This window comes from Flavobacterium sp. P21 (assembly GCF_050632225.1).
Classification (GTDB): Bacteria; Bacteroidota; Bacteroidia; order Flavobacteriales; family Flavobacteriaceae; genus Flavobacterium.
In genome coordinates this window covers 4,096,654-4,108,870 of record NZ_CP192585.1, presented here as the reverse complement: position 1 = coordinate 4,108,870, position 12,217 = coordinate 4,096,654, and the positions used below count along the sequence as shown (strand labels likewise).

9 protein-coding genes and 4 pseudogenes are annotated in these 12,217 nt (G+C 32.6%); 10 read left to right on the top strand and 3 right to left on the bottom strand.

The window, feature by feature from the left end:
* The first annotated feature begins 195 nt into the window (after positions 1–195).
* From ACQ9BO_RS20620 to ACQ9BO_RS20605, 4 genes and pseudogenes are all read left to right on the top strand, one after another.
* Entirely contained in the window at positions 196–405 is a 210-nt protein-coding gene (locus ACQ9BO_RS20620; RefSeq protein WP_431242272.1) for a hypothetical protein, read from the top strand.
* Between the two features lie 35 nt (positions 406–440).
* A complete protein-coding gene (locus ACQ9BO_RS20615) occupies positions 441–968 on the top strand; it encodes a TlpA family protein disulfide reductase (RefSeq protein ID WP_431242271.1) in 528 nt (175 codons plus the stop codon).
* A gap of 247 nt (positions 969–1,215) precedes the next feature.
* Positions 1,216–2,835: pseudogene (locus ACQ9BO_RS20610) on the top strand (ABC-F family ATP-binding cassette domain-containing protein).
* A 388-nt stretch (positions 2,836–3,223) separates the two neighbouring features.
* Positions 3,224–3,376, top strand: a complete 153-nt coding sequence (locus tag ACQ9BO_RS20605) for a hypothetical protein (protein ID WP_431242270.1) — start codon at positions 3,224–3,226, stop codon at positions 3,374–3,376.
* Between the two features lie 93 nt (positions 3,377–3,469).
* Here the strand turns inward: ACQ9BO_RS20605 and ACQ9BO_RS20600 are convergent, their stop codons facing one another.
* A complete protein-coding gene (locus tag ACQ9BO_RS20600) occupies positions 3,470–3,940 on the bottom strand; it encodes a hypothetical protein (protein WP_431242269.1) in 471 nt (156 codons plus the stop codon).
* Positions 3,941–4,348: 408 nt separating this feature from the next.
* Positions 4,349–5,371: a hypothetical protein gene (locus ACQ9BO_RS20595; protein WP_431242268.1), complete on the bottom strand. Its 1,023-nt coding sequence runs from the start codon at positions 5,369–5,371 to the stop codon at positions 4,349–4,351.
* Positions 5,372–5,553: 182 nt separating this feature from the next.
* Between ACQ9BO_RS20595 and pyrR the strand changes: the two are divergent.
* The 6 genes and pseudogenes from pyrR to ACQ9BO_RS20565 all read left to right on the top strand — a co-directional run bounded on the left by pyrR (position 5,554) and on the right by ACQ9BO_RS20565 (position 10,133).
* A pseudogene (gene pyrR / locus ACQ9BO_RS20590) lies at positions 5,554–6,092 on the top strand (bifunctional pyr operon transcriptional regulator/uracil phosphoribosyltransferase PyrR).
* 105 nt (positions 6,093–6,197) lie between these two features.
* Positions 6,198–7,126: pseudogene (locus ACQ9BO_RS20585) on the top strand (aspartate carbamoyltransferase catalytic subunit).
* Positions 7,127–7,300: 174 nt separating this feature from the next.
* A pseudogene (locus ACQ9BO_RS20580) lies at positions 7,301–7,634 on the top strand (ribonuclease Z).
* A gap of 80 nt (positions 7,635–7,714) precedes the next feature.
* Positions 7,715–8,620 (top strand): ribonuclease Z, encoded by a 906-nt coding sequence (locus ACQ9BO_RS20575; protein ID WP_431242267.1) that lies wholly within the window; start codon positions 7,715–7,717, stop codon positions 8,618–8,620.
* 187 nt (positions 8,621–8,807) lie between these two features.
* Positions 8,808–9,452, top strand: coding sequence for a pyridoxamine 5'-phosphate oxidase (gene pdxH, locus ACQ9BO_RS20570; protein ID WP_431242266.1), 645 nt, complete (start codon positions 8,808–8,810; stop codon positions 9,450–9,452).
* 177 nt (positions 9,453–9,629) lie between these two features.
* Positions 9,630–10,133, top strand: coding sequence for a CAP domain-containing protein (locus ACQ9BO_RS20565; RefSeq protein WP_431242265.1), 504 nt, complete (start codon positions 9,630–9,632; stop codon positions 10,131–10,133).
* Positions 10,134–10,265: 132 nt separating this feature from the next.
* Here the strand turns inward: ACQ9BO_RS20565 and ACQ9BO_RS20560 are convergent, their stop codons facing one another.
* Positions 10,266–12,206 carry an OmpA family protein gene (locus tag ACQ9BO_RS20560; RefSeq protein ID WP_431242264.1) on the bottom strand — a complete coding sequence of 647 codons (1,941 nt, stop codon included), beginning with the start codon at positions 12,204–12,206 and terminating at the stop codon, positions 10,266–10,268.
* Positions 12,207–12,217: the final 11 nt, after the last annotated feature.

Genomic DNA, 12,217 nt, shown 5'->3' with positions numbered 1-12,217 from the left:
AAACCTGGCAACTCTCTATTGCCAGGTTTTTTTTATGTTTTTTAGTTAAAGTTTGCCTCAAAGGATGTCTTTGCGAGGAACGAAGCAACCGCATTTGCTGAATCAATTGTTAGTGAGATTGCTTCGTTCCTCACAAATCATTGTGGTTAAAAAGAAATCAGTACTTTTGACTTTACAATTATCGCATAAAACTTCATGAAGAAATCATTCATTATTATAATTACATTTTTAGTTTCAACTCTTTCTTTCAGTCAAAACAAATTTGGAAATCCGGAAGTTGATCCCATTCAAATCCAAAAGACTTTCACAGATTGGTCTGTTTATCAAAGCAAAAAAATAATGCTTTCCAGAGATTTTACTGCATTAGATGCTGAATCAAAAGAAATCTCAAAAGAAGCTTTTTAGATCAACTGGCAAACGGAAATTTTATTCCAATTAGATTGAAATCAGAAGCTAATGATTACGTTTATAAACTTTTCAAAATCCTGCCAAAAACAGATACAAGCATAAAAGCAACAATCAACCAAATTGGTTTTGATGCTTTTAAAAACTACAAAATGGAAGGAACGGCTTTTCCTGAATTTTCATTTAAAGATTTAGACGGAAATTTGGTTACGAATGAATCCATGAAAGGAAAAATTATTGTGATAAAATGCTGGTACATTCATTGCACGCCGTGCATCAGAGAATTTCCTCAAGTCAACAAATTGGTCGAAGAATATAAAGACAGAAAAGATATTGTTTTTATGAGTTTAGCCGAAGATTCAGCAGAGCAATTAAAAACATTCTTGGCTAGAAAACCATTGTCTTATTCTGTAATTCCTGATATGAAAGAATACATGAATAATGCATTGCAATTGAATTCTTTTCCAACACATTTTATCATTAACAAAGAAGGAATTATTTCGAAAGTACTTCCAAATTTTGAAAGTTTAGAAGTGGCTTTGGCAAAAGAAAGTAAAATGTAGTTTTTTTAACCATATAAGCTCATATAAGAGATTATAAGTGGTTTTTCATATTGCAGAAATTATAAGTTTAGTTTTAAATGAACTTATATCACTTATATGGTTTTATTTTCTATGTAAAGTTCCTTCTCTGCGCCTTTGCGCCTCTGCGAGAAATATTCGTTCGCATAAAAAACCTTAGCGACTTAGCATCTTTGCAACTTAGAACCTTTTTCACTACTTTTGCACCAAATTAATTAAAAAGACATTCATGTTAACAGTCAATAATTTATCAGTTCAGTTTGGTAAAAGAGTTTTATTCGACGAAGTAAATACTACGTTTACACACGGAAACATTTACGGAGTTATTGGAGCCAATGGTGCTGGGAAATCTACATTTCTTAAAATCATTTCAGGCGATATGGACCCAACTTCTGGACATATCCATTTAGAACCAGGAAAACGTATGTCGGTTTTAAACCAGAACCACAATATGTTCGACGAACATACTGTTTTGGAAACCGTTTTAATGGGAAATAAAGTTCTGTATGCTGTTAAAAAAGAAATGGATGAACTTTACTTAGATTATAATGATGCAAATGCTGATAGAATAGGGGAGCTTCAAGTTCAGTTTGAAGAAATGAATGGATGGAATGCCGATTCTGATGCTTGCATCAATGTTGTCTAACTTAGGAATTTCAGAAGCAGATCATTATACTTTAATGAGCGATATGGAAGGAAAAATGAAAGTTCGTGTGCTTTTGGCACAGGCGCTTTTTGGAAATCCTGATGTATTGATTATGGATGAGCCTACCAACGATTTGGATTTCGAGACAATCGCTTGGTTAGAAAACTTCTTGGCAAATTACGAAAATACTGTAATCGTTGTATCTCACGACCGTCACTTTTTAGATGCGGTTTGTACACATATTTCTGATATTGATTTCGGAAAAATCAATCATTACTCAGGAAACTATACTTTCTGGTACGAGTCTAGCCAATTAGCGGCAAAACAACGTGCACAGCAAAACAAAAAAGCAGAAGAGAAGAAACAAGAGTTGGAAGAATTTATTCGTCGTTTTAGTGCAAACGTGGCGAAATCGAAACAAGCAACTTCTCGTAAAAAAATGATTTCGAAATTAAATATTGCCGAAATCAAACCTTCAAGCCGTCGTTATCCTGCAATTATTTTCGATCAAGATCGCGAAGCGGAGATCAGATTTTGAACGTTCAAAATTTAGCGGCTTCTGTAGACGGAGAGGTTTTATTCAAAGATGTTGATTTGAATATGGCAAAAGGCGATAAAATCGTTCTTTTCTCTAAAGATTCACGTGCAACAACAGCTTTCTACGAAATCTTAAACGGTGAACAAAAAGCTGATTCTGGAACTTTTGATTGGGGAATTACAACAAACCAAGCGTATTTACCAGCTGAAAACCACAAATATTTCGAAAACGATTTGACTTTGGTTGACTGGTTACGCCAGTATGCTAAAACGGAAGAAGAACGTGATGAGGTATTCATTAGAGGTTTCTTAGGGAAAATGATTTTCTCTGGAGAAGAAGCTTTAAAAACGTCTAGAGTTTTATCTGGAGGAGAAAAAGTACGTTGTATGTTGTCTAGAATGATGATGGAACGTGCTAACGTTTTAATGCTTGATGAGCCAACAAACCACCTAGATTTGGAGTCTATTACCGCTTTCAACAACTCATTGAAAAACTTTAAAGGTTCTGTAATTTTCACAACGCATGACCACGAGTTCGCGCAGACTGTTGGTAACAGAATCGTAGAATTGACACCAAACGGAGTTATCGATCGTTACATGACATTTGACGAATATCTCGATGATGAAAAAATTCAAGAACAAAGAAAGAAGATGTACAATCTTTAATCTTTAAATTTCAACATATTAAAATCCCAAATCCCAAATTAGACTGGAGTTTGGGATTTTTTATTGGGGTGTAATTTTAAACACATAGAAACATAGTTTTAGTGTCGAATTAAGTACGAATAAGAACTCCAAAAAAGAAATATATTTCTTTCATATAGCTATGTTTTTTGAAAAAAAGTGAAACGCCTTTCTGCGATTCCAAAAACTATGTTTCTATGTGTTAAAAAAATATAGCCACTAATTACACGAATTTCCACGAATTAAATTTGTGCTAATTTGTGTAATTTGTGGCAAAAAAACAATCCCGCTATAAAAATTGGAATTTGGGATTTTTTTATTGTTCATTGATAACTATTTACTTCCGAACATTTTAGCGAAAATCCAGATAATGATCGCAATAATAAAAATTACGATAAATATCCCGAATCCCATTCCGGCTTTAAAAATGTCTCCAATAACTTCACAGCTTGTAAATGAAAACAGTATTACGAATACCATTAACAATCTTAGTATTTTATTTTGCATGACTTCTGATGTTTAAAGTTGATATTTAAAATTACTTCAGGAATCAGGGAAATATGTTATAGAATTTTTGGAAATGTTTTAGGATTTGGATTCTTAGTTTTTTTATTTTCTACTCGTTTTTTGCAAAATCGTTTTTAATTATTTCAAACAATATTATTGAAATCCAATTTATACCATGATTTATCAATGGTTTAAAAAACAAATCTGGAAAAAGTAAATTTGTTGATTCTAAATTTGATTGCCACGACCCTTTTGCATTATGAAAGAATCTATTACGTAATTCAATTATAAAGTCATAAAAAGTTATAAACTGTACAGACATACTTTCATTTTCTGTAGGTTGTCCAACAGTTCTATTTTTTAATTTTTCAAGATAGATTTTGTAATAAACGGGGCGAATTTCTTCAATGTCAATAAGGTGAAGGTCAATTAATAAATTAGATTTATAGAAATCTTCTTCTTGAAAGGTTGTAGAAATAAATCGTTTAAAAAAAGCTAATTCTCCATCTTTGTCTTTACCGAAAAATGCTTGAAGTTCACCATAAGTTTTATTATAATCTTTATTTTTTGAAACATACATTAAAGGTATGGAGTATGAAATACCTTCTATAATTCTATATAAATAAAAAAAGATTCAAGATAGCGTTGATCATGATTGGCAATTAAACATTTTAGAAGTTCAATTTCAATCGAGTCATAGAACTTTTTATTGTTTCTAGCTGTTTTGAAATATTTGTCTAAGTCTTTAATTTTTAACTCAGTTGGGAAATTGTTTAAAACAGTTTTTGCACTTAATTTGTTATTTGTTTCATAAGGGAAAGTTGTAAAATTGTTTCTGAATTTGTAAACTTTATTTTTATATTCATCTTCACAGTTTATAGTCCCAGAAATTAATCTGAAAATTTTTAAAATTGAATTACCATTTTCTATTCTTAAATTTTGGTTTAGACTATTTTCCCGGAAAATTACATCATGATATTTATAACGACTAATCATTTGTTAAATCACTAAAGTATTCAAGTAATTCTAAGCGGCCATAATTTTTGAGTTTAGAATAATTTTTAAAAAAATCATATGACAGTTCTCTACGTAGTTTTCCCATTTTAATTTTAGATGGGTTAAAATCGGTAAAAGCTTGGTCAAACAATATGATCGATTCTTCAAATTCATCCACAGATAACTCTAAGATTACTTTGGAAGAATATTTCATTCCAACAGCAAATCCAACTAAATTATTAGCTTGCTTAAGCCATTTTAAAGCAATATTGCTTTTTTGAAATTTTGCTAAAGCATTTATAACATTTTCAAAAGTCGTTTCATTAGAAACAGGTTCAGTAGATATTATTTTACTTACAATTAGCTCGTCCATTTTATCTTGGATAATTTTTTGATTATCTACCATTGGACTATTTGCCATATATGCCAAATATGCCTGTACTAAGTCTGATTTATTAAAAGAGTTCATCTTAATTTTATCAGCTCTCTCTTTCTCTGTTTGTATATTTATTCCTAATTGTTCAAAATTAAAGACATTTGCCATCATTACTTCAACTTGATGTCTTGGTGTCATTGGCTTTTGACCATTATTTAGAGTAATCATTCGATAAAGTAATTTATCAATATTGTCACAAAAAATAATATTTAAATATAGATTTTTAGTTAAATCAATTGTTTTTGAATCTACAACTCTTTTTAGAGTATTTAGTCGTTGTATTCCATCGAGAACAAACGAAGTGTCGTAATTTGCATTAAAGAAATTAACTACATCTTCTGTACTAGATTCTTGGGTAATTTGATTGTTTACATATGCAATAGTAATTGGAGGCATTATACATCCTTTCTCTATGTCTCTTTCTAGTTTTTCGTAAAACTTTTTATCTTGTAGTTTTCGTTGAAATTCAGTTTTACTGATTAATGGAACTAATTTTTCAATTACATCCTTATAAGTTATTGACCCATTAGCTACTACGCCATCAATTACTGAATCGAAATCTTTATCATATATTTTCATTGGATATATTTTTGGTTTTGCTAAAATATGTTTTTTTTAAGTAAAATTACCTACAAAAAATAAAGTTTATTCAAAATATAACTTCTTCGTTTATTTTAAGAATATAAATATTTCCAACCCCAACACCCCAACAAATAAAATCAGATTCCGTATATTTGCGCAACCAAACATTACAATCACTTATGAGTCAAAAAGTATTACTTAATTCGAAAGAAGTTACTATCATACTCCATCGTTTGGCTTGTCAGTTAATCGAAAAACATCTTGATTTCTCTACTACTATTTTGGTCGGGATTCAGCCAAGAGGCGTTTTTTTAGCTGAACGTTTAAAACAATTATTAGAAAACGAATATAAGGTTCCTGAAATTTCTTTAGGATATCTGGACATCACTTTTTTAGAGATGATTTTCGTCGTACTGATAAACCGCTTGAAGCCAATAAAACCCAAATCAATTTTATAGTCGAAGACAAAAAAGTCATTTTTATAGATGACGTTTTGTTTACAGGACGAAGCATTCGTTCTGCCTTAACAGCCATTCAATCTTTTGGAAGACCTTCAGAAATTGAATTGTTGGTTTTAATTGACAGACGTTTCAGCCGTCATTTACCAATTCAACCCGATTATAGAGGCCGTCAGGTAGATGCTATTAATGGCGAAAAAGTAATTGTAAGCTGGAAAGAAAATGATGGTGAAGATGTTGTTCACCTAGTAACGAATTAAGTTTAATCGGTTAACCGGTTAATTGTTTAATCGGTAATAACACCGATTAAGCAATTTGAAAAAAACGATTAAACAATTCAACGATTAAACATATAAACACACACAATGAAAGAATTAAGCGTAGATCATTTATTAGGAATCAAATATATCAACGAGAATGATATTAACCTGATTTTTGAAACGGCAGATCATTTTAAAGAAGTCATTAATAGACCAATTAAAAAAGTTCCTTCATTACGAGATATTACTATTGCCAATATTTTCTTCGAAAACAGTACCAGAACCAAACTCTCTTTTGAATTAGCGCAGAAACGTTTATCTGCTGATGTAATCAGTTTTTCTGCGGCTCAATCATCGGTTAAAAAAGGAGAAACCTTGATTGATACTGTAAACAATATCCTTTCGATGAAAGTGGATATGGTTGTAATGCGCCACTCTAATCCCGGAGCGGCTTATTTTTTATCTAAAAATGTCAAAGCTAGTATTGTAAACGCTGGAGACGGCGCGCACGAACACCCAACTCAGGCTTTATTAGATAGTTATTCTATCAGAGAAAAATTGGGCGATGTTGCCGGAAAAAAGTAGTAATTGTAGGTGATATTCTGCACTCAAGAGTTGCCTTATCAAACATATATGCTTTGCAGATGCAAGGCGCAGAAGTAAAAGTTTGCGGACCAAAAACATTGATTCCAAGATACATTGAATCGCTTGGTGTTACAGTTGAACCGAATTTGCGTAAAGCCTTGGAATGGTGCGACGTTGCAAATATGCTACGTGTACAAAACGAACGTATGGATGTGAATTTCTTCCCATCGACACGAGAGTACGCTCAGCAATACGGAGTAGACAAACCGCTTTTGGATTCGCTAGGAAAAGAAATCGTAATCATGCACCCAGGACCAATCAACAGAGGAGTAGAGATTACTTCTGAAGTGGCTGATTCTGATCATTCGGTGATTTTAAATCAGGTGGAGAATGGAGTAGCGATTAGAATGGCGGTTATTTATTTATTGGCTTCTAAAATTCAGCAATAAATTGGTTTTCAGTCACAGTCACAGTACACAGTTATAAGATAAACTGAGACTGAAAATTCTTTAAACCGATGGTTTACAGTCATAGCAAGTAACTGAAAACTGTGACTGTGACTGAAAACTAAAAAAAACTTAGTACATTAGCATAATAAAATATAAGCCCCCACTAATTATAAAATGAAAGTAGATCAAAAAGGACATACCGTTACCATTAAAGATACTCAAGGAGATGTAAATTCTTTCTTGGAAAAAGTGACGCAACAAATTAAGACTTTTGAAAAACATAATATTATAATTGATCTTTCATCTGATGCTCGCTTTGACAGAAAATGATTTGAAGCTTTTTTTGCCGCTTTCAAAACAACAGAAAAAGGCTAAAAAATCTTTTGTAATTGTGGCTACAGATCTTGATTTTAATGCAATTTCAGATAAGTTAGTTGTGGTTCCGTCACTTTTGGAAGCACACGATATTATCGAAATGGAGGAAATCGAGAGAGACCTAGGGTTTTAATTGTAGATTTTAGAGTTCAGATTTTAGATTTTGAATGTTGGAGTCTAAATAAATCTAAAATCTAAAATCAACAATCTAAAATGAAATTAACGATACTTGGCTGTTATGCCGCAACTCCCAGAACGATTACCAATCCAACTGCGCAAGTTTTAGAAATTAAAAACAGATTGTTTTTGATTGACTGCGGAGAAGGAACTCAGGTTCAGCTTCGAAAGAATAAGATTAAATTCTCAAAGATTAATCACATTTTTATTTCGCATCTTCATGGCGATCATCTTTATGGATTGATCGGAACAATTTCGACTTTTTCGCTTTTAGGAAGAACAACCGATTTACATATTTATGGACCAAAAGGGATTAAAGAATTAATTCTTCTTCAATTAAAATTGACCGAATCTTGGACAACTTATGATTTGTTTTTCCACGAATTAGAATCAAAAGAAAGCGAAGTTGTTTTTGAGGATAAAAAAGTTATAGTGAAGACAATTCCGTTGAAACATCGTGTTTACACCAATGGTTATCTTTTTCAGGAAAAACCAGATGAAAGAAAACTGAATGTTGAAGCTGTTCAGAAATATGATATTCACGTTGCTTATTATCAAAAGATAAAAAATGGAGGTGATATTACATTAGATAACGGAACTGTAATTGAAAATGAAAAACTGACTTTTGACCCGGCTCCAACAAAAAGTTATGCTTTTTGTTCGGATACTGTTTATCATGAAGCTGTAATCCCAATTATTGAAAATGTCGATGTTTTGTATCATGAATCGACTTTTTTAGAATCGGAGGCTTCATTGGCACAAAAAACATTGCATTCCACAGCAAAAGAAGCAAGACGAATTGCCTTAAAAGCAAATGCAAAACAATTAATTTTGGGGCATTATTCGACACGATATGATGGATTGGAGCGCTTTAAACAAGAAGCCGAAGAAGTTTTTCCGAATGTGCTTTTAGCGGATGACGGCCTGAGTTTTGAGTTTTAATCTAAGATACTAAGATACTGAGGTTCTAAGTTTTGAAGCGTGACTATATTGATGTCACCCTGAGGGAAGTCTAAGGGCTTTTGTATTCAAGACGTGCTTTGTAAACGAGGGCTTCGACTTCGCTCAGCCTGACAAACTTGAAACAAAAAATCTAAAATCTAAAATCAACAATCTAAAATAATAAATCATGAATGATTTAAGCAATTATAGAAGATCTTACGAGAAAAGCGAATTACTGGAAACCAATATTCCGGAAGATCCAATCAATCTTTTTAACCGCTGGTTTCATGAAGTGGAAGATTTTGGCGGAAGCGGGGAAGTTAATGCGATGACAGTCTCAACAATCGGATTGGATGGTTTTCCAAAATCACGTGTGGTTTTATTGAAGAAATTCTCTGAAGAAGGTTTTATATTTTATACTAATTATGATTCGGAAAAAGGGAAAGCGATTGCAAATAATCCAAATGTTTGTTTGTCTTTCTTTTGGCAGGAAATGGAACGTCAAGTGATTATTAAAGGAATTGCCCAAAAAACTTCTGAAAATATTTCAGATGGCTATTTTAGTTCCCGTCCGGATGGAAGCAAGCTTGGTGCAATAGTTTCGAATCAAAGTGAGGTTATTCCGTCGAGAGCTTTCTTGGAAGAAAACTTAAAAAAATTGGAAGCAGAATTTGAAGGAAAAGAAATTCCGAGACCTGAAAATTGGGGAGGTTATTTAGTAACTCCTTTACAGGTAGAATTTTGGCAAGGACGACCTAACCGACTTCATGATAGAATTCGTTATACGAGTCAATCTGATTTTTCTTGGAAGATTGAGCGATTATCGTCTTAATTGTAAGAAAATTATGTGTTAAATTAAAATTTTAATGCATTTCATCGATTATTTTTGTAGTTTACCGACAATTTGAATACGTTTGGCGTAAGAAAAGTGAAACAATTTATTCAAATTATAAAAATTTAAAGGATTTGCCCCAACATTTACCTTTAGGCATTAAACTACTGTATGATTATGAAGAAGATAATGCGCATCATGACGTTCATTGCAATACTAATTGCAGTGAACGCATGTTCTGCTGATACTGCAGAGGGAACTGAAAACAGTGCATCAACTGAAATTCTGATTACGAACTACACGTACAATGATTCAGAATTAGAAACCATGAAATTGATTAACGATTACCGTATTAGTGTTGGTCTAAATGCTTTAGAACCAATCAATCATATTTCTGCAAAATGCGAAGAACACAACAATTATATGATTGAAAAAAATGTTGTTGATCACAATGATTTTGTAGCGCGTTCTGAAAATCTTGAAAAAGTTCTTGGTGCAAAAAAAGTAGGTGAGAATGTTGCCTATAATTATAAGACTTCTCAAGCGGCCTTAAATGCTTGGTTGGAAAGTCCAGGGCATAAAGAAAATATTGAAGGTAATTTTACTCATTTTGGTATAGCAATTACGACAGATGCTAAAACAGGTAAAAAATATTATACTAACATTTTTGTTAGAATATAAGGATAAACTTAAGACTGGTTGGTTTTTAGTGATCGTTGCAGGTTTTTAATCTGTGACGATTTTTTTGCATAAAAAAAGCTGTCTGAAATAGACAGCTTCTTTTTTCCAAATTATGATAATCTTAACTAATAACTAAAGTGCCGTAATAATAAATTCGCTTCGTCTGTTCATTTGATGTTCTTCTTCGGTACAAGGAACATCATCAGAACATTTGTTTACAAGCTGTGTTTCTCCATATCCTTTTCCGGTTAAGCGATCGGCTTTGATGCCGTTTTTGATCAACCATTGAATAGTAGATTTTGCTCTTCTGTCAGACAAACCTTCATTGTATTTATGTGATGCACGGCTGTCTGTGTGCGAACGAATGTCAAGTTTCATGGCTGGATAATCGTTTAATACAGCCAATATTTTTTCTAAATCTAATGCCGCTTCAGGTCTGATGTTTGATTTGTCCAAATCGAAATAAATCATTTTGATGCCAAAACATTTTCCTAAATCATCACCAACCGTTACACGGCACATACGTTTGGTCAGAGCAATTGGCAAGTCGGTTTTTCCACTTACTTTATCAATTGTTACGCTAACTTCTCTAGTTTCATAATCTTGGTTTTCGGCACGAACATTATAGGTTTTTTTACAATCAACAGGAAATTTATATAATCCTGTAGCATCGGCCGTTGTCGTGTTTTTGATAACTTGATTTTCGTATAAAGTAACTTTTGCTCCAGGCAAAATTTCATTTGTCGCAATATCAGTTATAAGACCACTTAATTCTTGAATGCATTTCAGTCTTCGAGTTTCTAAAAATTTATAGATATCATCAGAGCCAAGTCCGCCATCTTTATTGGAACTGAAGTAGCCAAGCCTGCTTTTAGAATCTATAAAATAAGCGAAATCATCTTTAGGTGAATTCACATCGGCGCCTACATTCTGGATATTGCTGATAGTTCCGTCGCTATCGATATCACCTACAAAAACGTCTAATCCGCCAAGTCCTGGATGCCCGTCTGAAGCGAAATAGATTTCGTCGTCATCCGTTACAAATGGGAAAGTTTCTTTTCCTTCGGTATTTATCGTTTTTCCTAAATTTTCCGGATTGCCAAAACTTCCATCGCCGTTGATACTTACTTTAAAAATATCCGATTGTCCAATTGTACCTGGCATATCAGAAGCAAAATAAAGTGTTTTTCCGTCTGGACTTAGTGCGGGATGTGCAGTGCTGTAATTGTCGCTTGTAAAAGAAAGTGGCGCTATGTTTGTCCATTGTCCTTTACTGTCAAGAGTGGCTTTGTATAATTTTACTAAAGTAATTTTGTTAGCATCTTTTCCTTTTTTTCCATCTACAAAATTGTTTCTTGTGAAGTATGCAGTTTTCCCATCTTTTGAAAAAACGGGAGTTGCTTCGTTGAATTTACTGTTTAAAGCATTTTTGAATTTATTTACTTTAGAAGCAGTATAGGTCGAAGGATCAACATCGGCATCATAAATATTGGTAAAATATTCGCCTGTCCATTTGTGTTTTCTTTGCGAAAAATTTCCGGTATCTCTAGCAGATGCAAAGTATAATTTGTTGTTATAAACAAATGAACCATAATCAGAATATTTGCTATTTATTCCCGCATTTTCGATATTATATCGGCCTGAGTTGGCTTTGATTTGATCCAGATAGTTTACATCTGCTTTATACAGTCTTGCTCTGTTGTCATTTTTGTTTTTAGCATCAAATTCGTCTAGAATTTTATTTGCTTTTGTAGTTTCTCCTATTGATTTTAATGACTGAGCATATCTGTAGTAGTATTCAGGTTCTATGTTCGAATTCATAGCAAACAACTCACCATACCATTTAGCGGCGCCTTCAAAATCTGAATTGAAATAATAAGAATTTCCAAGTTTCTTGAACATTTCTTCAGATTTATATCCTTTAGTCGCTACTTTCTCATACGTTTTTATTGCGTCAACATAAGCGTAATTATTGTATTTTTTATCACCAGAGTTTACTTTTGACTGCTGTGAATAACTGTCCAATGAAAAAACGCTTACAAATGTTAGGCAAAGGAAAATATAATTTTTCATAGTACTTATTT

Bases quoted from the DNA above. Each gene is read 5' to 3' on its own strand.
- ACQ9BO_RS20620 (WP_431242272.1), top strand. From the start codon at position 196: ATGAAGAAATCATTCATTATTATAATTACATTTTTAGTTTCAACTCTT.
- ACQ9BO_RS20605 (WP_431242270.1), top strand. From the start codon at position 3,224: ATGATCGCAATAATAAAAATTACGATAAATATCCCGAATCCCATTCCG.
- ACQ9BO_RS20600 (WP_431242269.1), bottom strand. From the start codon at position 3,940: ATGTATGTTTCAAAAAATAAAGATTATAATAAAACTTATGGTGAACTT.
- ACQ9BO_RS20595 (WP_431242268.1), bottom strand. From the start codon at position 5,371: ATGAAAATATATGATAAAGATTTCGATTCAGTAATTGATGGCGTAGTA.
- ACQ9BO_RS20575 (WP_431242267.1), top strand. From the start codon at position 7,715: ATGAAATTAACGATACTTGGCTGTTATGCCGCAACTCCCAGAACGATT.
- pdxH (WP_431242266.1), top strand. From the start codon at position 8,808: ATGAATGATTTAAGCAATTATAGAAGATCTTACGAGAAAAGCGAATTA.
- ACQ9BO_RS20565 (WP_431242265.1), top strand. From the start codon at position 9,630: ATGAAGAAGATAATGCGCATCATGACGTTCATTGCAATACTAATTGCA.
- ACQ9BO_RS20560 (WP_431242264.1), bottom strand. From the start codon at position 12,206: ATGAAAAATTATATTTTCCTTTGCCTAACATTTGTAAGCGTTTTTTCA.